26 protein-coding genes are annotated in these 25,337 nt (G+C 47.6%); 19 read left to right on the plus strand and 7 right to left on the minus strand.

Going from position 1 to position 25,337, the window contains the following annotated elements; translation table 11 throughout:
• Nucleotides 1-91 precede the first annotated feature (91 nt).
• On the minus strand, nt 92-673 hold the full coding sequence (locus tag AAHB90_RS31230) for an OmpH family outer membrane protein (RefSeq protein WP_342089257.1): 582 nt from the start codon (nt 671-673) through the stop codon (nt 92-94).
• Nucleotides 674-753: 80 nt separating this feature from the next.
• The gene (locus AAHB90_RS31235) at nt 754-1,125 is read right to left on the minus strand and encodes a BlaI/MecI/CopY family transcriptional regulator (RefSeq protein WP_342089258.1); all 372 of its coding nucleotides are present in this window, start codon (nt 1,123-1,125) and stop codon (nt 754-756) included.
• A gap of 286 nt (nt 1,126-1,411) precedes the next feature.
• Between AAHB90_RS31235 and AAHB90_RS31240 the strand changes: the two genes are divergently transcribed.
• A complete protein-coding gene (locus AAHB90_RS31240; RefSeq protein WP_342089259.1) occupies nt 1,412-2,299 on the plus strand; it encodes an EamA family transporter in 888 nt (295 codons plus the stop codon).
• Nucleotides 2,300-2,348: 49 nt separating this feature from the next.
• On the opposite strand, the gene AAHB90_RS31245 is transcribed toward AAHB90_RS31240, so the two are convergent.
• Together AAHB90_RS31245 and AAHB90_RS31250 are read right to left on the minus strand one after the other, a co-directional pair.
• Nucleotides 2,349-3,986: an ABC-F family ATP-binding cassette domain-containing protein gene (locus AAHB90_RS31245; RefSeq protein ID WP_342089260.1), complete on the minus strand. Its 1,638-nt coding sequence runs from the start codon at nt 3,984-3,986 to the stop codon at nt 2,349-2,351.
• 299 nt (nt 3,987-4,285) lie between these two features.
• Nucleotides 4,286-4,678, minus strand: a complete 393-nt coding sequence (locus tag AAHB90_RS31250; protein ID WP_342089261.1) for a response regulator — start codon at nt 4,676-4,678, stop codon at nt 4,286-4,288.
• A gap of 198 nt (nt 4,679-4,876) precedes the next feature.
• Between AAHB90_RS31250 and AAHB90_RS31255 the strand changes: the two genes are divergently transcribed.
• The 15 genes from AAHB90_RS31255 (at nt 4,877) to AAHB90_RS31325 (ending at nt 20,789) form a co-directional block, all read left to right on the plus strand.
• A complete protein-coding gene (locus AAHB90_RS31255) occupies nt 4,877-5,425 on the plus strand; it encodes a hypothetical protein (protein WP_342089262.1) in 549 nt (182 codons plus the stop codon).
• A 34-nt stretch (nt 5,426-5,459) separates the two neighbouring features.
• Nucleotides 5,460-6,704 (plus strand): M14 family zinc carboxypeptidase, encoded by a 1,245-nt coding sequence (locus AAHB90_RS31260; protein WP_342089263.1) that lies wholly within the window; start codon nt 5,460-5,462, stop codon nt 6,702-6,704.
• A 134-nt stretch (nt 6,705-6,838) separates the two neighbouring features.
• Nucleotides 6,839-7,297: a hypothetical protein gene (locus tag AAHB90_RS31265; RefSeq protein ID WP_342089264.1), complete on the plus strand. Its 459-nt coding sequence runs from the start codon at nt 6,839-6,841 to the stop codon at nt 7,295-7,297.
• A 236-nt stretch (nt 7,298-7,533) separates the two neighbouring features.
• Nucleotides 7,534-8,562 carry an acyltransferase family protein gene (locus AAHB90_RS31270; protein ID WP_342089265.1) on the plus strand — a complete coding sequence of 343 codons (1,029 nt, stop codon included), beginning with the start codon at nt 7,534-7,536 and terminating at the stop codon, nt 8,560-8,562.
• A gap of 68 nt (nt 8,563-8,630) precedes the next feature.
• The gene (locus AAHB90_RS31275; protein WP_342089266.1) at nt 8,631-9,707 is read left to right on the plus strand and encodes a glycosyltransferase family 4 protein; all 1,077 of its coding nucleotides are present in this window, start codon (nt 8,631-8,633) and stop codon (nt 9,705-9,707) included.
• A gap of 66 nt (nt 9,708-9,773) precedes the next feature.
• Nucleotides 9,774-10,310: a hypothetical protein gene (locus tag AAHB90_RS31280; protein ID WP_342089267.1), complete on the plus strand. Its 537-nt coding sequence runs from the start codon at nt 9,774-9,776 to the stop codon at nt 10,308-10,310.
• Nucleotides 10,311-10,416: 106 nt separating this feature from the next.
• Nucleotides 10,417-11,580 (plus strand): hypothetical protein, encoded by a 1,164-nt coding sequence (locus AAHB90_RS31285; protein ID WP_342089268.1) that lies wholly within the window; start codon nt 10,417-10,419, stop codon nt 11,578-11,580.
• Between the two features lie 221 nt (nt 11,581-11,801).
• Entirely contained in the window at nt 11,802-12,389 is a 588-nt protein-coding gene (locus AAHB90_RS31290) for an RNA polymerase sigma factor (RefSeq protein WP_342089269.1), read from the plus strand.
• Between the two features lie 237 nt (nt 12,390-12,626).
• A complete protein-coding gene (locus AAHB90_RS31295; RefSeq protein ID WP_342089270.1) occupies nt 12,627-13,598 on the plus strand; it encodes a FecR family protein in 972 nt (323 codons plus the stop codon).
• 182 nt (nt 13,599-13,780) lie between these two features.
• A complete protein-coding gene (locus AAHB90_RS31300) occupies nt 13,781-17,170 on the plus strand; it encodes a TonB-dependent receptor (protein WP_342089271.1) in 3,390 nt (1,129 codons plus the stop codon).
• Nucleotides 17,171-17,191: 21 nt separating this feature from the next.
• Nucleotides 17,192-18,736, plus strand: coding sequence for a RagB/SusD family nutrient uptake outer membrane protein (locus AAHB90_RS31305; RefSeq protein ID WP_342089272.1), 1,545 nt, complete (start codon nt 17,192-17,194; stop codon nt 18,734-18,736).
• Nucleotides 18,737-18,991: 255 nt separating this feature from the next.
• Complete coding sequence (locus AAHB90_RS31310; RefSeq protein ID WP_342089273.1) at nt 18,992-19,444, plus strand: SRPBCC family protein; 453 nt, start codon at nt 18,992-18,994, stop codon at nt 19,442-19,444.
• On the plus strand, nt 19,425-19,769 hold the full coding sequence (locus AAHB90_RS31315) for a metalloregulator ArsR/SmtB family transcription factor (RefSeq protein ID WP_342089274.1): 345 nt from the start codon (nt 19,425-19,427) through the stop codon (nt 19,767-19,769). The genes AAHB90_RS31310 and AAHB90_RS31315 overlap by 20 nt, the downstream gene beginning before the upstream one ends.
• A 25-nt stretch (nt 19,770-19,794) precedes the next feature.
• A complete protein-coding gene (locus AAHB90_RS31320) occupies nt 19,795-20,241 on the plus strand; it encodes an SRPBCC family protein (RefSeq protein ID WP_342089275.1) in 447 nt (148 codons plus the stop codon).
• A gap of 101 nt (nt 20,242-20,342) precedes the next feature.
• Nucleotides 20,343-20,789 carry an SRPBCC family protein gene (locus tag AAHB90_RS31325; protein WP_342089276.1) on the plus strand — a complete coding sequence of 149 codons (447 nt, stop codon included), beginning with the start codon at nt 20,343-20,345 and terminating at the stop codon, nt 20,787-20,789.
• A gap of 285 nt (nt 20,790-21,074) precedes the next feature.
• On the opposite strand, the gene AAHB90_RS31330 is transcribed toward AAHB90_RS31325, so the two are convergent.
• A complete protein-coding gene (locus tag AAHB90_RS31330) occupies nt 21,075-22,022 on the minus strand; it encodes a polysaccharide deacetylase family protein (RefSeq protein ID WP_342089277.1) in 948 nt (315 codons plus the stop codon).
• Entirely contained in the window at nt 22,022-22,414 is a 393-nt protein-coding gene (locus tag AAHB90_RS31335; protein WP_342089278.1) for a DoxX family membrane protein, read from the minus strand. Before AAHB90_RS31335 ends, AAHB90_RS31330 begins: the two co-directional genes overlap by 1 nt.
• A gap of 91 nt (nt 22,415-22,505) precedes the next feature.
• On the opposite strand from AAHB90_RS31335, the gene AAHB90_RS31340 reads away from it, so the two are divergent.
• Nucleotides 22,506-23,354, plus strand: coding sequence for an AraC family transcriptional regulator (locus AAHB90_RS31340; RefSeq protein WP_342089279.1), 849 nt, complete (start codon nt 22,506-22,508; stop codon nt 23,352-23,354).
• A 32-nt stretch (nt 23,355-23,386) separates the two neighbouring features.
• Here AAHB90_RS31340 and AAHB90_RS31345 read toward each other — a convergent pair whose 3' ends face one another.
• Complete coding sequence (locus AAHB90_RS31345) at nt 23,387-23,740, minus strand: winged helix-turn-helix transcriptional regulator (RefSeq protein WP_342089280.1); 354 nt, start codon at nt 23,738-23,740, stop codon at nt 23,387-23,389.
• A 105-nt stretch (nt 23,741-23,845) separates the two neighbouring features.
• Here AAHB90_RS31345 and AAHB90_RS31350 point away from each other — a divergent pair, with 105 nt between their 5' ends.
• On the plus strand, nt 23,846-24,118 hold the full coding sequence (locus AAHB90_RS31350) for an SDR family oxidoreductase (RefSeq protein WP_342089281.1): 273 nt from the start codon (nt 23,846-23,848) through the stop codon (nt 24,116-24,118).
• 37 nt (nt 24,119-24,155) lie between these two features.
• Complete coding sequence (locus AAHB90_RS31355; RefSeq protein WP_342089282.1) at nt 24,156-24,926, plus strand: SDR family oxidoreductase; 771 nt, start codon at nt 24,156-24,158, stop codon at nt 24,924-24,926.
• Nucleotides 24,927-25,337: the final 411 nt, after the last annotated feature.

Genomic DNA, 25,337 nt, shown 5'->3' on the forward strand with positions numbered 1-25,337 from the left:
TAAGCGTCGCTGCCAGCGTGGCCTTGCGAGAGGAAGGTAAATGCCGCCTTTTCATACCAGTACTCCTGGGGCGCGTCGCTAACGCCGGATCCTACCTGAGGATTCCATTTTTCCGTACCTTTCCTTTTTCGGGATGGCTTGCCACTCCCAGTTTAGATAGGACCTGATCTGTCAGATCCGTTTGTTTGTCACCCGAATATAGCACAAAAGGCGTTGTTTCGCCGGAACTGTAATCTGGGTAATTTCTGGCAATGTATGTCACCTGAAACTCTTTTGCGCATTCAGCGATTGCAGTTTTGACAGTCTTTTCAATTTCTGGGAATTTGCTTGCATACTTTGTGCGTAAATCCTTCTCCGCGTTTCCCTGAAATTCCTGCATGGAGGCTTGAAGCGTTTCCAGTTCGGTCGCTTTATCCTTCAAAACGGGTTCAGGCGTTTGTTTGCCCATTTGCTGATAAGCTTGCAGCTTTTGCTGGTAGGCAACCAATTTCTCTTTTTGAACTGCCTGGTATCTGGACGATGAACTATCGATTTCAGCCATCAGCTTTTTGTGCGCCGGAAGATTGGCGTAGATGTATTCCAAATCGATCGTAGCGATCTTGATCTTTTGGCATACAGCATTTGCAGACATAAATGCTGATAGTCCCAGAAGAAATAACAGTGTTCGGGTCATTTTTTTGGCAGTTTTATTTTCAAGTCAATATATTTTTCGGGCAGAGGTCGGGGAAGTGCCTCCATTTTTCAGGATGTTTATTATTTGCTTTTATTTTTTTCGATAAACGCGGCCAGATCGTCGAGATCGCTCTTTTTTAAATTATCGTCTTTCATGAAAAAAGAGACCAGGTTAGTTACCGAATTGTCAAAATAGTTTTCGACAAGTTGCTGGACCTCGTATTTCCGGTATTCCTGCTCGCTGATCAGTGGATAATATTCGTGGGTGTTTCCGTAAGTGGTGTGCGCGACAATTCCTTTCTTTTCCAGAATGCGCACGAAGGTCGCAACGGTTGTATATGCAGGCTTCGGCTCATTCATCTGCGCCAAAATGTCTTTAATGAATGCTTTGCCGAGTTGCCAGAGAATCTTCATGATTTCAGCTTCGGCCCGGGTAAGTGAACGGGGTTCCATATTCCAGATTAACAATACGATGTTACCGTAAACATACTACTAAAAAATTAGTATATAAGCTAAGTGCTTAGTTTTTCTACTAAAATATTAGTAGATCTAAATGTGCTGTTTGATTTTTGACGACGTCTGATCTTGCGGGTGTGCGGGGAAGGTCATTTTTCGCGGAAAGAATATGTAATTGCACCGCTTTGCCCGCTAAATGAACATAATTGAAAACCATCAACATTTGTAAAGCCTTTTGCTGAAAGGCGCTTCTAAGTTTGTAGCCTGTACTTACGGATAGGTTATGAACAAATTGAAGGCTGTTTTGTACGTAGCTGTCGGCGCTGCCAGCTACGGTGTATTAGCGACTTTCGTAAAAGTCGCAACGGGCGAAGGATATGCGACCGGCGCCATCACTTTTACGCAGTTTGCCACGGGCGCAATAGTCTTATTTACACTCGACCTGCTTTGGGGCAGGTCGGCCACCCGCGGAAATATGCGGCAAGCGTTGCAACTCATGTTCGCAGGCAGCAGCCTCGGACTAACCAGTACATTTTATTATCTCTCGGTAGAGTACCTGCCGGTTTCGGTGAGCATCATTTTGCTGATGCAAACGATTTGGATGGGCATACTTGCAGACGCTGTCAGGGAAAAGAGATTGCCTTCTTTAAGTCAATTGATAACGGTGCTGATCGTTTTGCTTGGAACAGTGCTTGCAACCGATTTGAGCAGCGCTGGTTTTTCCTGGGATATGCGTGGGTTGCTATTTGGCTTGCTCGCAGCCGGATGCTACACATTTGCCATGTCAGCATCCAATCGGATTGCGGTTACTTGCAATGTATTTTTTCGTTCCAAGTACCTTGTAACAGGTGGACTTATAGCAATTTTAGCCTATTGGAACGTGCATATCTTCGATAGTCTGAGCTGGCATTTAGAGTGGCGGTTCGGGTTGTTCCTCGGTTTGTTCGGGACGGTTTTGCCCCCACTCATGTTCAGCAAAGGCTTCCCGATTATCGGGCTGGGCTGGGGGAGTGTGTTGGCAGCGATAGAAATTCCCGTTTCCATCGGCACGGCCTGTTTCTTCTTAGGAGAGGAAATCTCCCTGACACAATTACTGGGCTGCATTTGCATTATCGCAGGCATTGTCTTTCATCATGTATGGGCAAAGCCGGTAACCATGCCCGTTGCCTGAAACTTGAAAGCCCCGCAAATTTGACGTTTGCGGGGCTTTTGACTATGAGCTACCTGGCAAGCTGGAGATCCGCTATACTTTTTATCCGGTTACGTTCTAGAAAAGCATCAATGGTTTCAAAATGCTCGATTACACGTTTGTCTTTGAACTCAAAGACTTTTTGGGATAAGCCCTGTAAAAAATCACGATCGTGAGAGACGAGTACCAACGTTCCGTCAAAGTTTCTGAGTGCTTCTTTCAAAACATCCTTTGACTTTAAATCCAGGTGGTTCGTAGGTTCATCCAGAATCAACAGGTTTACAGGTTCCAGAAGCAACTTCACCATCGCAAGCCGCGTTTTTTCCCCACCGGACAATACGCTTACTTTTTTGTCGATATCGTCGCCCTGAAACATAAAGGCTCCCAGAATATTCTTGATTTGGGTTCTTACATCTCCTTCTGCAACCTCGTCCACGGTCTGAAAAATAGTCAGGTTGGGATCTAACAGGGATGCCTGGTTTTGGGCAAAATAGCCAACCTTGACATTGTGTCCGAGCTGGCAGGTTCCGTCCACATCTATCTCGCCCATGATCGCCTTGATCATCGTAGATTTACCCTCACCATTCCGTCCGACAAACGACACTTTTTCCCCTCTTGAAATAGTCATGCTGGCATTTTTAAACACAACCTGATCCCCGTAGGATTTCGAGACATCTTTCACGGTAACAGGATAGTCTCCTGATCGTGGCGAAGGTGGAAAACGAAGTTTCAGGGCAGAGTTATCAATCTCGTCAATTTCAATAATTTCCAGTTTCTCCAGCATGCGCTCGCGGGAAGAGACCTGATTGGTTTTGGAATAGGTCCCACGAAAGCGTTCAATAAATTGCATATTGTCGGCAATCATTTTCTGCTGTTCCTGATATGCCTTCATCTGGTGTGCCCTCCGCTCTTCACGCAATTGCAGATAATGCGAATAGTTGGCCTTGTAGTCATAAATGCGGCCCATGGTCACTTCAATCGTACGGTTGGTGATATTGTCGATGAAGGCGCGATCGTGAGAAATAACCATGACCGCATTTGCCTTATTCACCAAAAAATCTTCCAGCCAGATCACGGATTCAATGTCGATGTGGTTGGTAGGTTCATCGAGCAAAATAAGGTCAGGCTTTTGCAACAATATTTTGGCAAGCTCAATACGCATACGCCACCCGCCGCTGAATTCCTTGGTTTGCCGCTGAAAATCTTCCGGCCTGAATCCCAATCCTTTCAAGGCCTTCTCAACCTCTGCGTCATAATTAACTTCTTCCAGCTGGTAATACTTTTCACCGAGCTCGGTAACCTGTTCGATGATGGCCATATATTCATCGCTCTCGTAATCCGTGCGGGTCTCGAGCGCGAGATTGAGTTTCTCCATTTCGGCACGCATTTCAAACACCTGCCTGAAAGCTTTGGCCGCTTCTTCGAAAACGGTACAATTATCTTCGGTCAGCAAATGTTGCGGCAGATAAGCGATAACGGCATCTTTGGGTGCACGGACGTGGCCGCGGGTGGCTTTTTGTTCACCGGCGATAATTTTCATCATGGTGGACTTCCCGGCACCATTTTTACCCATCAGGGCAATTTTATCAGTGGGATTAATAACGAAGGAAACTTCGCTAAAAAGGACAGAACCGCTAAACTCAACGGCCAAATTTTCAACTGTAATCATCTTCTCGTTGTTTGAAGCCGCAAAGCTACGAGTATAGAATTGAAAGACGGGAAAAAAGTCAACTTTTCAAGCGTTTTGGCTCAGGCCTGTTTCTACACTCTGCACCAGGTCGGCGATTCGCTTAGCGATCCCGTGTTACAGCCGTTAAAGCTCCGTAAAAAGAGTACATGCCAGCCGATGGACCGGAAGGAGAATACCAGGTTCTGTCTTTTCACCACGAGTCAGCAATGCCCAACTGTAAATAACGAAAGAGCGTATACGCAGTTAAGATCATTGATAAATTCTGTCAAATGCTGCTTTCATTGGTCAACTACGCTCCTTATCTGGCTTGTCAGTTCCGGTATCGAATCGGTTTTTTCCACGATCTTATCTACACCGATTTTTGAAAGCCTTTCACGCCATTCTTCCGGGATGGAGGAAGAATAGACCACGAGTGTCGGGTCGTCGAACTGCGATAGTTGTTGCAGCTGCACAAGGCACTGGTCACCGTCCACACGTGGCAGTTTCAGGTCGATGAATACATATCCCGGCGGCTTCGCCTCCGGATCCGAAAAGTGGGCAATTGCTGACTCACAATCGGAAAAGAACATGCAGTCAAGTGTGCCCTGCAAGTCATCGACTGCCATTCTGAAAATTTCGTGATCATCCGCATCATCGTCGATCATGATAATAAGGCCTCTGTTTTCCATCATTAGTGTGCCGGGTGAATTGAAAAGTTTAGTACAGTAAAAATATTATGCCGCCCTAATTTCGCCTTTGCCGCGGATAGGTTCTTTTCCGGATTTCTTCGACCACATGATCGTTCCATCCAGCCCTGCGAAAAAACTAACGGGATATTTCAAATCAATTTATATGCTTAAATTGGTCAGACATATCATCGACACTTAAACATGAAATTTGGACTAACACTGGCATTATTGGGCCTTACACTGGCTTCAAGTGCGCAGGGCGTTGTGGTGAATTCGGACGGAACGCATTCTCATATTATCAATAATGGCAGCACACCCCTCATCGTAAACCCGAACGGAACGCACTCTACTGCTTTTCACAATGGGAACACGTCAGTCATCGTAAACCCTAACGGAACACACTCTACTGCTTTTCACAATGGGAACACGTCGGTCATCGTAAATCATAACGGAACACACTCCACAGCTTTTCATAATGGCAACACGTCTGTCATCGTAAACCCTAACGGAACACAGTCTACTACTTTCCATAATGGCAACGCTTCTTCCGTGTTTCACAATTATCTTGTCCGGGATGAAGAAGAAGGGGAGGAAGAAGAGTCGCCGTCCAGGGCATCCTATGGCTACATACGCGCGTGGGGAAGAGGCCCGGTGGTTCCCCAGGGTGCTTTTGTCGATCTGACACAGTGGAAATCCGGCCCTGTTATTTGGGTCAATGTTAAAAAATATAAGCGGAAACCGGGCCGATGAACGATTTTTTCATACAGTTTCTGAACCCTTAACCATGAAATTGAAAACATTAGTACCGTTTATTTGCGCAGGCCTCCTGGCCACTCACACGGGTTCCGCTTCTGCGATCAATATCGGGAAAGCACGTATTGCTACCGATACCATAGTTACACCGAAGATTTTTATCAACACCGGCTTTGAGAATGCATCGCCCATGAACTGGCGGATCGACTCGGCAGGCCGGGTGATTGGGGAGATGGTGTACGATCACGAGCGTTTTTCGCCCAACCGGGCCGTGAATCACTACCATTTCAGGGTGGAGGCGGCAGCGGGAACGGAAGTGACTTTGATCCTCGAAAACTTTGACAATATCTGGAACGGCCGCCTGGCGAGCGACCTTTCGGAAAAATCGCGGTATGTCGTTTCTTTCGATAACAAAAAGTGGGAGAGCCGCCCGGTAGTGCCGCTGCCGGGCCGGCGTATCCTGATCCGGTTCAAAATGGAGGCGTCCTACGCTTACATTGCCAGCGTGGAACCTTACCGGATCAGCGACCTGGACAGGATGCTGGCGAAGGTCAGGCAAAGCAAGCACGCGAGTGTGACGACCATCGGCAAAACTTCCGAAGGGCGGTCGCTGGAAATCGTGCGGATCGGTAACGAAAATGCGCCGAAAAGACTTTTCCTCCGTGCCCGCGCGCACGCATTCGAGGCAGGCGGCAACTGGACGGTCGAGGGGCTGGTACAAAAGCTGCTCAGCAACGACGAAGATGCCAAACGGTACCTGAAAACGTATTGCGTGTATATTCTGCCCATGGCCAATAAAGACGGGGTAGCAAGGGGCAAGACGCGTTTCAATGCCAATGGCTATGATCTGAACCGCAAATGGGACAAACCCGCCGATTCTCTCATCGCGCCAGAAAACTACTACCTCGAACAATGGCTGCATAGCATGATCAAAGCGAACAAGAAACCCGACCTGGGGCTCGACATTCACAACGACGCGGGCGGAAACCTGCACGTGAGCCGGCCCGACGGTGATATCAGCGAATACTTGTCGAGCATGGAAAAACTGGAATTGCTCCTGCGCAAACATACCTGGTTCACAGAAGGCTCCACAAAGCCGAGCTTTCGCAACCCCGGTACTTTGGGAGAAGGTTTCATGGAACGGTTCGGCATTCACGCTGCCGTGTATGAGCTCAACTACGAGTGGATCGCCGGGTTAAAGAAAGCTCCACTGGCGGCCGACTGGATTTCGCTCGGAAATAATCTGGGTGAGGTGTTTTATAACTATTTCAAGTAGAGGCTCATTAGCTTGAACGCAGTCCCGCACTATGGCATATCTAATTCAACCAGCGTGATTTGAACGGTAAGTGATTTTTATGATATTTGCAGTTACATAAATTTGCTGCCATGAGAAAGGCAATACTAGTTGTTATGTTAATGACCTGTGTGGCTTGCGACGACGTCCATTTGATCGACGACGACGCTGCACGACTTCGGGGAGAGTATGCCGTTCAGCGCTACGTGATCAATGGCGATACGTTGTTTGAAGCGGGGAAAATCGACAAAATAAAAGTGGAAGATTTTAAAATAATGGTCAGCAGAAGAAGTGCCGATTCTCTGGATATTGGCTTTTCCTGGATCAAAGGTGGAGAGCAAAAAGGCCTTTACGTACGGCGTGCGAGGCTGACGCCAGGCAATGCCGGCTTCGATCTCTCGATCAATACTATTCCGCCCTATTTTTACAGGGGAACGATTGCTTCCAACACATACACCGAGCAGTCGTCCCTGGCAGGGCTTGGATTCGTACTGCTTCCCGGTAACTACCCGTTGGAAGAACTTCCCGATTCGACGGGCGGCACTGTCACCGTTATTGCCTCCCGACAGCAGTAGCCGGGGATGTGAATGCAGGCAATCTTTGCTGGTGGAAGGTTTTTATCGATAAAAAAGTGAAGTAACTGATTGATTGTCAGATAAAACGTGTTTGCATAGACTTGGATTATTTTTCGGGCAGGTTGAGATTGTTAAACCAAAATACAGGTGGCTTGCAATTAAATGGCTAAGTTCGTAGGGTAATTATAGTACGAAAGGAAGTTAAACGACCACACAATACTCTACGTTTCAATCATATGCTTCAAGGTATCCAGATACTACGCGCACTGGCTGCATTGCTGGTAGTATTTGCTCATTTCGAATATATCGAACCAGTTATCGGAGGTTTCGGAGTGGATATATTCTTCGTAATCAGTGGCTTTATCATGGCCTATATCGTCAATAAATCCCCTGACAGTTTCCTCTACCGGCGCATCATCCGCATTGTGCCACTTTATTATGCGATGACATTTCTTACAACCGGACTATACCTGGTTAAGCCTTCCTGGTTTCGAAACGTCATTTTAACACCCGAGGCCCTGGCCAGGTCATTGCTGTTCATACCTTATCATATCAAAAACAGCGGCCCTATTCTGACGCTGGGTTGGACGTTGAATTACGAAATGTTCTTCTACGTGTCTATCGCCCTTTTTATCCGCATTTTTGGAAATAAAAAAGGAATGATCCCCTGCCTTGCCGGATTGTCGATTTTTGTGCTGATCTCGGGTTTTGTGTCCTGGGAAAGTTATGAGATGCGCTTTTGGGGGAGCACAATGATTATGGAGTTTGTTGCAGGCGGGATTTTGTATTATTTATGGAAACACCGACTCCGCGATACAACCCAGCCAGTCAAGAATATATTGATTTTAGTAGGGTTTTCAGCATTGCTTTTTTCAATGTACGCTGAATATGTGTTTGGTCTTTCCGTTAAACGTTACCTGCTTTTCGGCATACCGGCTTTTTTGGTAGCACTCGGTTTTCTGATGCTGGAAAATCGCATCAATTCCAAAAACAAAATTCATTCAACCATGGTATTGCTCGGTGATTCCAGCTATGCCATGTATCTTGTTCACCCTTTTGTGATTTACGCATTCCTGCGATTGGTATATACGCGGACGGGTTTGCAGGGACCTGTATATGAATTCATTGGACTGGTATTTTCGATGGTGCTGGTCTGCCTGGTGAGCGTCGCATTGCACCGCTGGTTTGAAAAACCCGTGATTAGTCTGCTCAAATCCCTGTTGGACAAGCGGTTCGACTCTCAAAAGGTGGCCGTGAAAAGCTGATGACGTCCACTTTTAATCTCAATTACATTAAGCAACCTACTGAAATCCGACATTCGGATTAAAATCGCATGCCTAATATTGTCTTTTTTATTTACGATATCTCGTCAGTTGGCGGGACGGAACGTGTGGCTTCTGTCATTATAAATGAACTCGCCAAAAGAAATTATAATGTCTGCCTGCTAAGCCTCAATGGTGATCCGGATAAAGTTTTCTTTCCATTAGAGCCGGGCGTGAATATAGCCAGTCTGCATATGGATAAGCGGAAAGGCATTAAAAAAGTCATCAGTTCTCAGCGCAGGATCCGGCAGTGGGTTAAAAATTACCCCGTCGATACGTTTGTTACGATTGAGTCGAATATGGCCATGCATTCGGTTCCTGCACTGGCATTTACCGGAATTCGTCATGTGGTGTGGGAGCATTTCAATTTCAGGGTAAACCTGGGCAGGGCGTCCAGGTCGTTGGCCCGGCAGCTGTCACTTTGTTTCGCCGACAGCATTGTAACGCTGACAGCCCGTGATATGCAATTCTGGAAACAGGGTGCATGGTACCAGAATGCGCAGTTGGTTCACATTCCAAACCCGATGTTCCTGGAAGAGCAGCAGGTGAATGAAAATCCGGCCCGAACGGTCATTTCGGTTGGCAGGCTTACGTTTCAGAAAGGTTTTGACCTTTTGGTGGATGCGTGGGGCCTGCTGCCTCCGCAGCTTCGCCGGGAATGGAAGTTGCTCATCATTGGCGATGGCGAAGCCAAACCGCTACTTGAAAAGAAAATCGAAGAGCTTGGTATCGGAGATTCCGTGGAGCTGGTTGGAGCTACCAATGCGGTTTTCAGCTATTTTGAAAATGCTTCCGTTTACTGCCTCAGTTCCAGGTTCGAAGGATTACCCATGGTGCTCCTGGAAGCGCTGGCATTCCGCCTGCCGATTGTCGCTTTCGATTGTGATACCGGGCCGGGGGAGCTCGTCGAGGATAACCGTAACGGGATGCTGGTAGAAGCGGGAGAAGTGAGCAAAATGGCTGACTCGCTGGCGACGGTTATGCAAGACGACAAGCTTCGCGAGCGTATGAGGAACTACAAATCACAAAAAGTACCGTTGCTGGAACTGAGCAACATCGTAGCGCAATGGAACCACGTACTTAATTAAGGCCAGTTGGCCGCCGGATAACCGTTTTCTCGCAAATAGTACTATTTTTGTTAAAAATTGAACCATTTGAAAAGAATTCTATCCATCGGTCTTCTCGCATTGCTCCTATACAACATGTTTGGGCTGGCCGTTGGCGTGTTCTTTTTTGAAAATGACTTTCAAACGGCCAGTGAAACGCAGGAAGCGGATGAATACAAGGTGATGAAGTTTCCCGTGGCACCGCTGCCTTACAGCAATTCCTGGGAAAATACCGATGACGTCGCAGGCCTCTTTCAATACGAAGGCAAATTTTACAACGTCATTCATCAAAAGATTGAAAATGATACCGCGTACGTGACTTTGAAGACCAACCTTTCTGCCAGGGAGCGGTTTTTGGAACTGGCGGATCAAATAACGGATGTAAACCATACCAAAAAGGAAACCCCGATGCGGAAAGCAATCCGCTCATTGTCAGAATTAGCCAAGGTATACTGGCTCAGCCCTCATCAAACCATTGTCGTATTTACTGATGCGGCGGCAAAGGCTTGCTCGACTTATACCGGTACAAACTCCACTTTCATATCTCCGCTTCTGGCATTATTTGGCCCGCCGCCGGAACATTGACATTCTTACCTTTTTAGCAGTACTCCTGCATTGTTGACGCTCAAACCCTGTTTCCAGTTGGGAAAATGGGGCGCGTCCTCTTATTCACATCTTAATTTGTCAAAATATGAAAGCTTTATACATTTCAGGTTTTATCTTTTTATTCGGTCTGATCGCATCCGGAGGTGCTCAGGCGCAGGGTTGTGTGGCAGTACGCCAAATGGGCGGCATCAATTCAATGCCGGGCTCCTCTTCTTACAATCTCGCGAAAGGTCAGTTCCAGGTTGGGGCAAGCTATCGTTATTTTCACTCCTGGCGGCATTTCGTAGGAAGGGAGGAGCAACCTGAACGCCAGACAACAGGCGGCGGCCATGGCCCCGACGGCAAAGACCGCGGCAATGCGGTAAACATTTACTCGCATTCGCTCGATGTTAATGCGTCTTTTGGCATCACGGACCGTCTTCAGGTGAATGTGAGTATTCCGTACGTACATAACGAGCGCTCGCAGGTCCTGAGATCAACAATCATCGATACAACCCGTTACAGCGTTTTTGCGCAAGGGTTGGGAGATGTGCGTTTGGGGGTTAACTATTGGTTGATCGACCCTGCCAAAGCACACCACGGCAATATGATGATCGGTGCGGGTGTGAAACTGGCAACAGGCAAGCATGATGTGATGGATGATGCGCTGCAGGCCGATGGATCCAAGCAAAGCGTAGTAATGGACCAAGCTATTCAGCCCGGCGACGGCGGCGTTGGTATTTCACTGGAATTTCAAGGTTTCAGGCAAATAGTCAATAATATCTACGGGTTTGCCAATGCGTATTATTTGTTCAACCCGAAGGAGTCTAATGGTACTTTCAAGTCGGCTCCTACGGCCGGGCTGGAGGGTTACAACCTCTATGCATGCCCTGATCAGTATTTTGCCAGAGCGGGTGTGATGGCCGGAATCGGAAAGGCCCAGAAACTGACACTCTCATTGGCCGGAAGATTGGAAGGAATCCCTGCCTATGACGCATTTGGAGGACAGGTTGCCTATCGCCGTCCCGGCTATGTCGTGGCCATCGAACCGGGCGTGACTTTCCGGACAGGAAATCACACGTTCAGTCTTTTTGTACCCTACAATTTTATCAAAAACCGTATCCAGAGTGCGGCGGATATTGCCCGTCAGAAAATGGAAAACGCTGTTATTACCGACGAATCCAAGAAAGTCCACATTCAAGGCGATGCGGCTTTCGCCGATTATTCGATCAGTCTGAATTATGCTTTCCGGTTTGGCAAAAGAAGGTAGTTACAAACCAATGGGATGGAAGTCTCGTAAACGAAGACATGATTAATGCTGCCTAAGCGTGAATGCCGGTAATTTTTAGAATATCTTGCTGGCGGAAGGAGATGGGCGGAGCGATAAAGGAATATCAGAGTAGAAAATCATGTCTTCAAAGTTTATGATGAAAGTATCCGGTCTGCAAGCAGAGCCGACCGGATACTTTCATCTGCAAAATTGCTAACCTCATGCCTACTATTTACACCGGTGACGCAGCATTGTTAGAAGGCCTGAAACTAGGTGATGAGGATGCATTTGAGCAAATCTATGACCGGTACTGGCACAAGCTTTACAGGGTTGCGAAAAACAAGGTCCGGGAGTCTGATGAAGCGAAGGAAATCGTGCAGGATATCTTTCTGGATCTTTGGGCCCGGCGCGGAACGGTAGCTATCTGCGAGTTGGAACATTATCTGCTGGGTGCCGTCAAATTCAAAGTGCTGGACTATTTCAAAAAAGAAATTGTACGCAGAAACTATGATCAGTTCGTCTTTATCAACATGTCTGAGGCAGATTGGGATACGGAAGAAGAGCTTGCCTACAATGATCTCAATCAATCTCTCATTGCCTGCATCGACCAGCTTCCCGACAGAACCCGGGCCGTGTTCGAACTGAGCAAAATGCAGCATAAGCCGAATGGTGAGGTTGCCAAAATCCTGAAAATATCGACAAGGACTGTGGAATATCATCTTAGCCAGGGACTTAAAACGCTTCGCATTCAATTGCAGGACTACAATCTTTGTCTGGCGCTACTTCTCGCTCACCATTTCTCCAAATAGGTGCTCACGAAATCCCTATAAATATTCTAAGAAGTTTACCATTGTTTGTGGCCTTTAATGTAAATTTTCTAATAATTAATAAACTTATTTGTGGCTCGGGCGATGTCAGATCTACTTACACATGGACACCATTGTGTTTAACGATCAGATACAGGCATGGGCAAAAGTTGGAAAGGGTTTTATCGGCTGATACATCGCTATCAGCATGACACGATTAACCCGATTAAAAAGCAGGTAATGGATTTTTGGTATGATTCGATCAATCATGCCAGCGCAGACGCCCCGCAGGAGGATCAGAGACTGAAAGCGGATATCTGGGGCGCGATCCGGAAGAATATGCACGAGTCACCGGAAGCAGTCGAGCCGCTGACCGGCAGAAGATGGTGGCAGTCTTCGTACTTCAGGTTTGCGGCGACGGCGGCTTTCCTGATCATAGGATTTGTTTTTTATAAAGGCCAATTCGCCGGGCGAAACTCGGTCATCGCAAAGGTCCCCGACTCGATGATCAGCAACCTGGTGAAGAATGAGAATGCTACCGGCAAGCTCAAACTGGTTAAACTTCCTGATGGTACCAGGGTGTCGCTGTACCCGGGAGCCGTACTGTTTTACCCAAATGTCTTCACGGCGGATAAGCGGGATGTATTTTTGAAAGGGGACGGGTATTTTGATGTAACCCATGATCCTGGCAGGCCTTTCAGCGTTTATGCGGATCATATCATTACCAAAGTACTGGGAACCAGCTTTACGATCAAAACCAACAGGAAAGGAAGTATCGAGGTAGCTGTTCTGAGGGGGAAGGTAAGGGTGAAAGAGAACGCGTCGGGCACCCGCGCATCCGACACGGGTAAGGAGGTCACTCTTACACCTAACAAGAAAGTAACATTTTCATTTGATACCAGGGAAATGGTAACAAGCCTGGTTGAAGAGCCGTTGCCCGTGAGCCAGCGGGAAAACACGGATAACAAAAATGCTTTTATTTACACAGACAAGCCTGTTTCGGAAATTATTCCACAGCTGGAAAAGGCTTATGGAGTAGCCATTCTTCTTGAAAACAAAAATCTCGCCAACTGTACCATTACTGCCGACGCATCGAACCTGGGTGATCTTTTCGCGCTGCTGGATGTGCTGTGCGCTGCTGTCGATGCCAGTTACGAAGTGAGAGAGGACCAGATCTTTTTAACGGGATCCGGATGTAATGCTATTCAGTGATTTTTTAACTTTTAACAACATACATATGCAGATAAACGCTACGTAGCAATAAAAGGACCGAACATGCTGGAAGCATTGATCGGTCCCGATTCCCATCCCTCGAAAAATCTCGGTTGTTTCATTCTGGACAAATGAAATACTGGGAACATTTAAATCATCCTGTGATCTAACATTGTAAAAAAATGAAAAAAGGACTAGAAATCATAGAGCCCTGGCGGACTATCATGAAAGTGTCATCCCTACAAATGCTTCTTGCGATCATGGCCTGCACGTATTCGTACGGCGGCGAAACGCACGCGCAAGAGCTTCTTTTGAGAAAAGTCTCCGTTGAGGCCCAGCAAAAGACGATCCGGTCTATACTTGCGGACCTCGCAACAGCCGAGCATATCAAATTCGTATATAGTAAAGAGTTACTTCCGGTAGAGCGGAAAATTTCGCTATCCGCGCATAACAAAAACATATCTGAAGTGCTGGATCAGCTATTCAGCCCCGACAATGTTTCTTACAAAATCGTGAGGAACAGGATCATTCTCAAGCCGGCGGGCCGGGAACCGTCAGGCGCACTTTCTCACGAGGAAAATAATTCCCTCGCGGCCGCGCCAAATGCCGTGGACAAGAATATAAAGGGAGTCGTCACCTCGGGTAAAAGCGAAGCTTTGCCTGGCGTGAACATTGCCATTAAAGGAACGACCCGGGGGACGACGACTGACGTGAATGGCGCTTATTCGCTGGACGTCCCTGATGAAGGCGCTATTCTGGTGTTTTCTTTTGTTGGACACATGACCCAGGAAGTAAAGGTAGGAGATGCTTCGGTGATCAACATTGATCTGGCACTGGACAACAAGGCGCTGGAAGAGGTAGTGGTGGTAGGGTACAACTCACAAAGCAAAAGAAATCTGATCAGCGCGGTGGCGACGGTTTCGGGCGAAACGATTACCAAGCGGGTGGCTACCAACCCGGTAAGTTTGCTGCAAGGCCAGCTTCCAGGCTTGCAGGTGATACAAAATTCGGGAGAGCCGGGTAATGAGGGCATTCAGTTGAGGGTGAGGGGTACTGGTACGTTCAGTGGTGCAGGAAACGACCCTTTGGTGATTGTGGACGGTTTGCCGGGTAACCTGAGTATACTCAACCCAAACAACATCGAGTCTATCACGGTGTTGAAGGATGCTGCTTCGGCCGCGATTTATGGGGCTAGGGGGGCAAATGGCGTAGTCGTCGTCAAAACTAAAAATGGCAATGGTGGCGGTTTTGCGTTCGGATACGGTTTCAACATCGGTATATCCAATCCTACTCAAATCCCGAAAACGATTACCAACTCGGCCGAGTTTATGGAGCTTTCCAACGAGGCCCGCACCAATTCCAATTTGCAACCGCTCTACACCCAGGCCCAGATCGATTTGTACCGAAATGCTACTGACAGGGTCAAATATCCGAACCACAACTGGCTGGACGATCTTTTCAAACCGGCTTATGTGAAAAACCATTTTCTCAACATGGCGGGGGGAAGCAAGGATGGGACGACTTTTAATGTCGGCCTGGGGATAACTGACCAGCCCGGCGTCATGATTGGCTTCGATTACAAAAAATACACGATGAACCTCGGCCTTTCCTCCAAGGTGCACAAGCGCGTGACCCTGGGTACCAACCTGCAGTTCCGGTACGGAGACCAGCAGGCACCCAGCAATGGGAGCACCGATATGTTCCTGTCTACCATGGCACAATCGCCGCTTTACCCGCCGCAAACGGCAGATGGCAAATGGATAAAAAGAGCCTTCCCCAACGAACAGGGAAACAAAAACACGATTGCAACGGTGAAAGAGAAATCCATGCAGTATACCAAAGATTACTTTGCGCAGGGAAATATGTCCGTGGATGTAGACGTGCTGGATGGTCTAAGGTGGGAGAATAGAGCCGGCTTTAACTACCAGAACACGAAATGGAGCATTTTCAGGCCGGTAGTGCCCATGTATTATTTTAATGATATGAGCTCGGCAGGTTTGCTCGACGTGGGAACTCCTGGTTTGAATGTTCAGCGTAATGATTTGATATATAGTGTGTTCTATACGCAGCTTAATTACCACAAAACATTTGGCGACAATGCAATTTCTGTTTTGGGCGGTTACCAGCAGGAAGTCAATCAGACCAGCAGAATAACGGCGTCGAGAAGGCAATACCCGACTAATCTCCTAACTGAATTGGATGCGGGGCCCGCGGACGGGCAAACCAATGGCGGCACTTCGGAGAAATGGGCTATCCATTCGCTTTATGCCACTGCCAATTACAGTTTGAAAGACAAGTACCTGCTCGGGGGAAGCGTCCGGTACGACGGTACGTCACGCCTGCCATCGGATACGCGCTGGGGACTATTTTATTCCCTTTCCGCCGGGTGGCGGATTTCGAAAGAAGCTTTTCTGCAACATGCAGATTGGCTTAATGACATGAAACTGCGGGCGTCTTACGGTCAGTTGGGTAACCAGAATATCGGTACCTATCCCTATCAATCCACATTAACCAACGCCAACTATGCTTTCGGCGGGTCGACGTCCACGGGCTTTGCCGCTCAGTCCATTGTGGATCCTAACCTTACCTGGGAAACGACAAGGTCTGTCAATGCCGGTGTGGACATTACCGCTTTCAACAATAAGATCACTTTGTCGGCCGATGTGTTCAATAAATACACTTTCGACATCCTGCGCGGGTCGCAGGTGCCGTTGTGGCTGGGCCTGAATGCGCCTACGATCAACAACGGTGCGGTACGAAACAAAGGTATCGAGTTAAATCTCGCGTATTCGGGCCGCAACGAACGGGGACTTTCTTATACGGTAGGCCTGAATGCCCAGGCATATAAGAATGTACTGGAAAAGTTCGGGAAGACGGAGATCAATACCGTCCCCAATTCGATCCGGGAAGAAGGCCATCCGCTGGACGAGTTCTATGTCTATATCTGGGACGGGATTTTCCAGAGTCAGGCAGAAATCGACGCCTCTCCAAAGCAACCGGTTACACCTACGCCCGGTGATCTTAAAATCAAGGACGTGAATGGCGACGGGTTGATCAGCGAGAAGGACCGTACTTACCAGAAAGGCAGGTATCCTGCAATGCAACTGGGCCTGAATCTTTCGGCGGACTGGAAAGGATTTGATATTGCAGCCCAGATTTTCAGCTCCGTGGGCCAGAAAATTTATGTCAATGGATGGGGTATCGAGCCATTCAGACAAGGCTCGGTGCCTACCGTGGACTGGAGAAACAGGTGGACGCCTTCGAACCCATCCAATTCAATGCCGAAAATATATGTGGCCGACGGATATGCACCGGTACAGAACTACAACTCGACCTATTTCCTCAAAAATGCCTCATTTGCCCGCCTGAAAAACGTCCAGCTGGGCTATACCGTCCCAAGGAACATCATTGACAGGGTTAAAATGAAGTCGGTGAGGGTTTTCGTTTCAGCGGAAAATATTTTGACGGTCAGTAAGTTCCCTGGTCTGGATCCGGAAAGGGTGAACAGTGGAAATTACCTTGCTTACCCGCAAAACAGGACATACACGTTTGGCATTAATGTCCAATTCTAACAGACCTTAAAACATTGACATATGAAAAGTTTACTATATACAGTTCTGACATCCGTAACGCTCTGCTTTTCGGCCATTTCCTGTACCGATGATCTGGATGTGGCGCCTCCCGATAAACTTTCGACCAACATTTTCTGGAAGTCGGAGACAGATGCGGATCTTGCTTTGACGGGCCTTTATAACTTTTTATACGCCCCCAGCGGCGGTTATGCTACGTCTCAATACCAGGTTTTTGCCTGGGATAATTTCAGTGACGATTCCTACGGGCAGTACAACTATGGCGGTGGTACCAGCGCGCTTTCATCCGGGATCACACCGCAGTCGGGAGATTTTGTGAGTAATTATTACACGAACAACTACAAAGCGATTGCAGCAATCAATTCATTTCTGGCCAATGTCGGTAAAGTTTTGAAAGGGGATAAGCTGGGCCAGTATGAGGGAGAAGCGTATTTTCTGCGGGCCTTCAATTACTTCTGGCTGGCGCAGCTTTACGGGAATGTAGTCATTACCACCGAAGACCCGTTTTCCGTGGATTTCAAATCGGCAAGGGCGAAATCGGAAAAAGCGGAAGTGCTCAAATTAATCGAGGAAGATCTTACGAAGGCGATCGCCTCTTTGCCCGACAATGCTTACAAGGACGGACACGCCGTCAAAAGTACTGCACAAGGTTACCTGGTGAGGGTATTGTTGTATCAGAAAAAGTACGCGGAGGCGGCTGCACTGGCGAAGCAGATCATCGACGGGAGCAAGTACAGTTTGCTGGTCAATTATGAAGGTAATTTTTTCAAACCTGCTCAAAACAGCAGTACGGAGATTATGTTCTCCGTCAAATACTTACAACCTAACCTGCTGCATCAGGATGTTGCACTGGCAGTTTCTCTGCAACGTTGGAAAGGTGAGCTCGGCACGCAGGACCTGATCAATGAATATGAGGCCATTGATGGAAAGGATATTGCCTCCTCGGCGGTTTACGATCCTGCCAAGCCATTTGAAAAAAGAGACCCCCGAATGAGGCTCACCTTCTTTTTCCCGGGCGATACCAAAGCGCAGGGGTGGCCATTTACGGGAGACCTGTCGGTAGCCACGCCTGGTAAGGACAGCTGGATAAATGGTTTTTATGCAGTGAAGAAATGGCTCGATCCCAGTCTTGTTAACCCGGATTACGGCGCGATTGATGAGGGAGACTTCGTGTTGTTGCGTTATGCGGATATCCTGCTGATGTATGCGGAAGCTGAAAATGAGGCAAAAGGTCCTGCAAACGCTATAATGGCCGTAAATCAGGTTAGGAAAAGAGCGGGAATGCCAGCATTGGCAGCCGGGCTTTCGCAAGCTGAACTGAGGGAAAAGATCCGGCATGAACGGCGCGTGGAATTCGCGTTGGAAGGTCAGCGCTACTTTGACCTGAGGCGGTGGGGCATTGCCACGAAGAAATTGAACGGCTTTGTTCAGAATCCGCTCGCACCAACCATCAAGTCCAAGTACGAGGATAAATACGAGTTCTGGCCGATTCCTCAAACTGAAATCGATCGGAATGCGCCTGTTTTAACACAAAATCCTGGCTACTAATGCCTGTTAGCGGATCGCTGCATTTACTTCTCACCTCTATGTAATGATTTAACTGGCAGGGAGTTATTAAGAATATAGTGAGTCTAAACCTATTGCATGCTGTCATTTGACGGCATGCAATAGGTGTTTTTGGGCGACAGCGAGACAAAGGCGACAGCGAGACAAATAGGACAGCACCTATTCAAAATTTTTTAGAAAACAATTGCGTAACTCGAAAGTTACGTTTACATTTGCGTAACTTCAAAGTTACTCGATATGACGAAAATTATTAAACATCAGTTTTCCTTCGCACATCCTGTTGAAACCGTGTGGGAATACCTTACAGATTCGGAATTGCTGGCATCGTGGTTAATGAAAAACGATTTCAAGCCCATCATCGGGCATGAGTTCCAGTTCAGGACCGGGCCGGTTCCTGCTATGAACTTCGATGGAGTCTTTTACTGTAAAGTGCTGGCTATTGTGCCGTTGAAGCATTTATCGTATTCCTGGAACAGCCGCTCAGGCGATGGGAATATCAACATGGAATCCGTTGTGAACTGGAACCTGGTACCCACCGAAAAAGGCACCGATCTGTTTCTGGAACATAGTGGTTTCGCTAAAAAAGAGAACCTGGCTATCTACAATGGGCTACTACTCGGCTGGGTGGAAAAACTGGAAAAAATTGCAAAACTGTTAAACGCGGCAAAAGATGGCAATACCAACCCTTGATGTATTCCAGGTAATTGGTGATCCCAGCAGAAGAAAGATGCTTATGCTTCTCTTTGCCGGCAGCATGAACATCAATAACCTGGCTGAAAATTTCGATATGAGCCGACCGGCAGTGTCCAAGCATGTTAAAATCCTGGAAACGGCTGGATTCATCTCCGTCACCGACGTGGGGAGAGAACGGTACTGCACGCTCAAAAAGGATGGGTTCGAGGAATTGCAGGAGTGGATCTCCTACTTCGATAAATTCTGGTCGACCAAGCTGCAAAAATTGGAAGATCTGTTAAACAACAAACCGGCATTTGATGATCCTGAAGATAAAAGCTAATGATTAACAACTAAAAACAGACAAAATGGAAACACCCGATTTTACGGTTACCCTATTGGTCGACCAGCGTCCCAAAGAGGTGATCGAGGCGGTTGGCAACCCCCAAAACTGGTGGTCAGGCGAAGTGACAGGCAAGGCAATGCAGCTTGGCGACGAGTTTTCGTATCGTTACAAAGACCTGCATTATTCCCGCCAGCGAGTTGTGGAGCTGGTTCCGGAACAGAAGGCCGTTTGGCTCATTACCGAGAGCGAGCTTGGTTATGTGGAAGACAAAAACGAGTGGACAGGTACGAAGATCAGTTTTGAAGTTACGCCGGAGGGAGATAAAACCAGGCTCCGTTTCACCCATTTCGGCCTGGTCCCAGCGGTAGAATGCTACGACGCCTGCTCAAACACGTGGAGCGCATTGATACAACAGAGTCTGCACAGCTTAATTACAACCGGCAAAGGACAGCAGCTCCTTCTGGCTTGATCGACAAGCCACTTCCTCACAGCAAATTCCGCATTTTACATTCATTCATTTGCTGGCCACATGACAGAAATCAGCGTGGCCAGCCTTACTAAACTCATGCAATGACAAAAGATTTCAAAACCTCATTCTCGGTAGAACAGTCTGCCAATGAAGTATTTAACGCCGTAAATGATGTCCGCGGATGGTGGTCCGAGAAAATTGACGGCGTTACCGACGCGCTTGATCAGGAATTTACCTACCAGCGGAAAGACCTTCACAAATGCACCATGAAAATTGTCGAGTTTGTACCCGACAAAAAAGTGGTATGGCTTGTGCTTGACAACTATTTCAGCTTCACTCAGGACCAGTCGGAATGGAAGGACACCCGGATCGAATTCGAGATATCAGAAACGGGCGGAAAGACGGTTCTTTCTTTTACCCATCGGGGACTGGTCCCGGAACATGAATGCTATAACATCTGTTTCGACGCGTGGACATTTTATATTAATGAAAGCCTAAAAAGCCTTGTTACGAAAGGTGTCGGCCAGCCCAATCCGCTAGTTGAATAACACCTTTTTTGCTGGAAGCGGACCGTTTTCCAGCACAGCATGGTACCCAGATAGTGGCTACTTGAAGCGATTCGCTGAGACGGGTAGTCAGTTCGGTTGCAGTCGGGTAACGCGCCATTTATCGCCAACGAAAACCACCACACGTTTCTCTTCGATTTCGCGTCGGAATGTAATCAGGAATTTTCCAAGGAATGCTTCGTCCCTGATTTGTATGTTTGGAAAAGCCCCTTTCAGTATGTTTTACCGAAAGGGGTATACTAAACTAAGAGCCGCGGGTTCAAAACTTTATTCCCGAATGGCAGCCGGATCGGACAAGATGATGCGGGCAATCTCGTCCTTTCGTTTAAAGCTCACGCCCTGATGTTGCTGGATATACCGGATCAGATCATAAGTAGCTTTTACCATTTGGGGCGTTCCACCAATACGGTCATGGAAGCTAATCGACATCTGCCTGCGCCTGTGGGCACCCTCCTTATAAAGCTGGTCGAACTCCGATTTAGCCTGTTGGAAGAACTGGTCGACCGAAAAGTTTTTCCCTTCAATCAATAGGATGTCATTACAGCGCAATGTGTAGGGGATAACCGCGAAATCGCCTTTTTTAACCCTGACGATAAAAGGCTCATCACGACTGAGGTCGTCGATATGATACTTAAATCCCAGCTCTTTCAATATATCGAGTGTGTGATCGCCTCTTCTGAGCCAGTTCGCATTGTAGCCGACCGGAATGGTCCCTGTTACCTGGGTGATTGCATCGGCGCCCTTTTTTATGAATTCCTTTTCCTGCTCATAGCTCATGTCATATTGCGCGCTCCAGTTCATACCATGCGCCGCCGCTTCATGGCCTCTTGCGACAATCGCCCTCGCTAAATCCGGATTTTTGAGAACTGCGGCACCAACCATGTGAGAAGTGACCTTCACACCAAGTTCATCCCAGTTATCCAGCATTCGCGGGATCCCTTCTTTGTAACCATATTCATACCAGGTAGCCGCGGGAAGGTCTCTGAATCCCTGCCGCATATTTTGTGGAAAAGGGCTTTCGGCATTGTCCGGCTGCCCGCCAGACTCAAATTGCATGGAAATGGATACTACCAAACGCGAGCCGTCCGGCCACTTGTTCTGATGATTCCCAGCAGGTTGCCGGGAGGCCATCACGTCGTCCGGCCTATTGAGCAAACCAGCTACGCCCAGCATGCCGGTTTCTCTCAGAAATGTTCTTCTCGTGCTCGTTGTCATTACTTGTTTAAGATTTTGTCGACCGCCCAAGTGTTGCTCGCAATGAATTGGAGCAGGACCCCAAAATAGGCGAGATGGATAAGCTGGGAGGGAAGCGCTTCCCAGTTTTCGACCATTGTGGTACCGAATATCAGTACCAGCATCAGAACGGCGCCTGAAAACACTGCTGTTTCGGTAAACAGGCCGACCAGGAGCAAAAGACCAATGCCCAGTTCGGCAAAGGGCAGCACGAGGCTGAAAGGCTTAATCAGCATTGCCGGCAATACCGATTTCGCGAAGCTTCCGACCATCCAGTCACTGAACGCATTCAGTTTGGTTAACCGGATCATGCCGTGCCCAAACATGCTGATACCGATCCCCAGGCGCAGCAGCAGAAAAACTGTTGTATTCATTTTATAGAGATTAATGTTTTGTACAACAAAGGTCGGGTCGATATTTCTATAAAATCGGTATATTTGATTGATATTTCAGTAAAATAAGTGGATGAGACTTAAAAATTTACATCGGCCTTATGAGATCGAGTTGCTTGAAGCGGATCAGTTTAAGGCCAGGCAATTCAAGAATTCCTTTTTTGAATTAGTATATGTTTTGGAAGGAACCGGCATTCAGATCATCAACGATGTCGAGCTTCCATATGGCTCGGATAAGCTTTTCTTACTATTTCCGCAAGACAGGCATGGATTTGAGATTAGCGAAAAAACGCGCTTTGCATTTATCCGCTTCAATGAGAGCTACCTCAGGACACAGCCCAAAGAATGGCTTCAAAAACTGGAATATATCTTTCATAACTACGACCATTTGCCGGGCTGTATCCTTAAAACCGTGACGGATAAACCGCTGGTGAGGTCCCTGGTTGAAGCGCTTTTACGGGAACAGCAATCGCCGGGTTCCAGTGGCGTGGAGGTGACCCAGCAATTGCTCAATACGGTGATCACCATTGCAGCCCGGAATATCGCCCTGATTCAGCATGCAGAGGCGTATCATCCAGCGTTGCCGCTTTCGTTGTTGGGATATGTCCACCAGCACATCCATTCCCCGGAGGAGCTCAGAGTAGAAAAGCTGGCAGCATATTTCCACAGATCGCCCAACTACGTCAGCCAGTTTTTCAAACGTGAAACGGGAGAAACTCTTCAGAATTACGTCAATCATTATCGTTTAGCCCTGATAGAGTCTCGTTTGCTTTACACTAATGCGCGGCTGGACGACATAGCGGCAGAATTCGGCTTCACGGATAGCAGTCACCTAAACAAGACTTTTAAAAAGCTCAAGGGTTTATCGCCATCCCAGTATCGAAGATCGGCACGGGTTACCCGGCATATTGCGGCAGTTTAGATTGCGTTATAGAAGGGCATCATGTTGAAGCGTCATTCCCCAATGATCTTTTTACGGTGCTCCATTCCCCAATCGGTCAGGTTATTGATGATCGTTTTCAATGTGAGGCCGTGCTCGGTCAGTTCGTATTGGACAGTCACCGGTTGGGTATCCAGCACAGTTCTTTTAACTAGCTGGTTGATTTCCAGTTCTTTTAATTCCTTGCTTAGCATTTTATTGGAAATGCCGTCGACATCATTGAGAATATCGGAAAACCTCCTTTTGTTATAATAGCAAATGGATGAAATGATTGAAATCTTCCATTTGCCGCTGAGCACCTCCATTGAATCCTGGACGGCCATCATTTCCTTTTTATGCTTGTCGTTCTGACGGGGTTCGCACTCCATATGTTACTTTGTTACCTCGACGTTACTGTCACTTTTCGCTACAAAGTTACGAAAAGTAACAAGCTCATCCTAACTTTGCAATCCAAACTTAAATGGATAATCAAAGTGAATAAATTGCAGAACAAGGTGGCCCTGGTAACAGGCGCATCCAAGGGTATAGGCGCGGCCATCGCCAAACAATTCGCAGCAGAAGGCGCAAAAGTGGTGGTGAATTACGCATCGAGCAAATTTGAAAAGAAACTTATCGACACCACGCCACTCGGCCGCACGGGACAACCCGACGACATAGCCAAGGTGGCCGTGTTCCTCGCATCCGACGACGCAGCCTGGATTACGGGCGAAAAAATCTCCGTTTCGGGCGGCATCTACGGGTTGTAAGCAGCACCTATTCTCTATTGATTTTAATACAAAATACATGGACAAGCTAAAAAACAAAGTGGCCGTCATTACCGGCGGCAATAGTGGTATCGGCTTCGGTATTGCGGAAGCTTTCAGGAACGAAGGCGCGACAGGTGTTATCACAGGACGGAACCAGGCGACATTAAATAGCTCCGTCGAAGCATTGGGCGAGGGATTTATAGGCATCCGGGGCGATGTTACCAACCAGGATGATTTGGAAAATATCTTCCGGCAAACCGCTGATGCACTTGGGAAAATTGATGTTTTGGTAGTGAATGCAGGTGGAGTAGTGGACGGGATTCCGATGGGATCCATCAGCGATGTGACCGAGGAAGGCTACGACCGTTATATGGACCTGAACCTGAAAAGCACCTATTTTACCGTGCAAAAGTCGTTGCCGTATCTGAATGACGGTGCGTCGGTCATCCTGATCGGCTCGAGCGCCGCCCATCGCGCCGCGCCCGGAATGGCGATTTACAGTGCTGCCAAAGCGGCCGTGATTTCACTGGCAAAGGGCCTGTCGCTGGATCTGCTTGCCAGAAACATCCGGGTCAACACCCTGTCACCGGGCTCGATCGATACGCCTGTCTTTGGGAAACTGGTACCCGAAGAACATTTGGAACAGGTAAAGCAAACGTGGATCGACATTATCCCTGTTGGCAAGCAAGGCCTTCCGTCCGATATCGGAAAGGCGGCGGTGTTCCTGGCTTCGGACGATTCTGCTTTTATCGTGGGAACGGAAATCCTCTCGGACGGCGGAATGACCAACATCAGCCTCATGAAATAGTCTCAATCGACTCTTTTTAATTTATTCGTTGAAACCAGGTGTGGCGCTTTTTGGTTGCACCTGGTTTCAATGCTATGGAAAAGCCGGGTGATGTCTGCTGTTAATTGTCTTCTTCTTAATTATGTAAGTAATGCGGCCATGTCTTGTAGGTCTTTTGGTCATGGAAACCGAAAGGGGGGGCAGAGCGGTGTTTTGAAAAAAAAATCAAAATATTTTTATCCGTTGCTTGCATGTTAAAAATGTATCTCCTACTTTTGCACCCCAATCAACAACAACGGTAAACGAAAACGATCGTTAACCACTAGTTCTGAGAAGCATCAGAGCAACGTTCTTTGACATGATGAAGAGAGCAAGAAGATAGGTTCGTTATAGACAAGCGGTCAACTTTTTCGGAAGTGAGATCATATTAAT

This window comes from Dyadobacter sp. OTU695, from assembly GCF_038440355.1.
GTDB lineage: Bacteria > Bacteroidota > Bacteroidia > Cytophagales > Spirosomataceae > Dyadobacter.

Bases quoted from the DNA above. Each gene is read 5' to 3' on its own strand.
- AAHB90_RS31290 (WP_342089269.1), top strand. From the start codon at position 11,802: ATGCCTACTATTTACACCGGTGACGCAGCATTGTTAGAAGGCCTGAAA.
- AAHB90_RS31255 (WP_342089262.1), top strand. From the start codon at position 4,877: ATGAAATTTGGACTAACACTGGCATTATTGGGCCTTACACTGGCTTCA.
- AAHB90_RS31265 (WP_342089264.1), top strand. From the start codon at position 6,839: ATGTTAATGACCTGTGTGGCTTGCGACGACGTCCATTTGATCGACGAC.
- AAHB90_RS31235 (WP_342089258.1), bottom strand. From the start codon at position 1,125: ATGGAACCCCGTTCACTTACCCGGGCCGAAGCTGAAATCATGAAGATT.
- AAHB90_RS31240 (WP_342089259.1), top strand. From the start codon at position 1,412: ATGAACAAATTGAAGGCTGTTTTGTACGTAGCTGTCGGCGCTGCCAGC.
- AAHB90_RS31245 (WP_342089260.1), bottom strand. From the start codon at position 3,986: ATGATTACAGTTGAAAATTTGGCCGTTGAGTTTAGCGGTTCTGTCCTT.
- AAHB90_RS31335 (WP_342089278.1), bottom strand. From the start codon at position 22,414: ATGAATACAACAGTTTTTCTGCTGCTGCGCCTGGGGATCGGTATCAGC.
- AAHB90_RS31305 (WP_342089272.1), top strand. From the start codon at position 17,192: ATGAAAAGTTTACTATATACAGTTCTGACATCCGTAACGCTCTGCTTT.
- AAHB90_RS31275 (WP_342089266.1), top strand. From the start codon at position 8,631: ATGCCTAATATTGTCTTTTTTATTTACGATATCTCGTCAGTTGGCGGG.
- AAHB90_RS31345 (WP_342089280.1), bottom strand. From the start codon at position 23,740: ATGGAGTGCGAACCCCGTCAGAACGACAAGCATAAAAAGGAAATGATG.
- AAHB90_RS31355 (WP_342089282.1), top strand. From the start codon at position 24,156: ATGGACAAGCTAAAAAACAAAGTGGCCGTCATTACCGGCGGCAATAGT.
- AAHB90_RS31285 (WP_342089268.1), top strand. From the start codon at position 10,417: ATGAAAGCTTTATACATTTCAGGTTTTATCTTTTTATTCGGTCTGATC.
- AAHB90_RS31330 (WP_342089277.1), bottom strand. From the start codon at position 22,022: ATGACAACGAGCACGAGAAGAACATTTCTGAGAGAAACCGGCATGCTG.
- AAHB90_RS31315 (WP_342089274.1), top strand. From the start codon at position 19,425: ATGGCAATACCAACCCTTGATGTATTCCAGGTAATTGGTGATCCCAGC.
- AAHB90_RS31325 (WP_342089276.1), top strand. From the start codon at position 20,343: ATGACAAAAGATTTCAAAACCTCATTCTCGGTAGAACAGTCTGCCAAT.
- AAHB90_RS31310 (WP_342089273.1), top strand. From the start codon at position 18,992: ATGACGAAAATTATTAAACATCAGTTTTCCTTCGCACATCCTGTTGAA.
- AAHB90_RS31340 (WP_342089279.1), top strand. From the start codon at position 22,506: ATGAGACTTAAAAATTTACATCGGCCTTATGAGATCGAGTTGCTTGAA.
- AAHB90_RS31250 (WP_342089261.1), bottom strand. From the start codon at position 4,678: ATGATGGAAAACAGAGGCCTTATTATCATGATCGACGATGATGCGGAT.
- AAHB90_RS31295 (WP_342089270.1), top strand. From the start codon at position 12,627: ATGGATTTTTGGTATGATTCGATCAATCATGCCAGCGCAGACGCCCCG.
- AAHB90_RS31260 (WP_342089263.1), top strand. From the start codon at position 5,460: ATGAAATTGAAAACATTAGTACCGTTTATTTGCGCAGGCCTCCTGGCC.
- AAHB90_RS31320 (WP_342089275.1), top strand. From the start codon at position 19,795: ATGGAAACACCCGATTTTACGGTTACCCTATTGGTCGACCAGCGTCCC.
- AAHB90_RS31300 (WP_342089271.1), top strand. From the start codon at position 13,781: ATGAAAAAAGGACTAGAAATCATAGAGCCCTGGCGGACTATCATGAAA.
- AAHB90_RS31270 (WP_342089265.1), top strand. From the start codon at position 7,534: ATGCTTCAAGGTATCCAGATACTACGCGCACTGGCTGCATTGCTGGTA.
- AAHB90_RS31230 (WP_342089257.1), bottom strand. From the start codon at position 673: ATGACCCGAACACTGTTATTTCTTCTGGGACTATCAGCATTTATGTCT.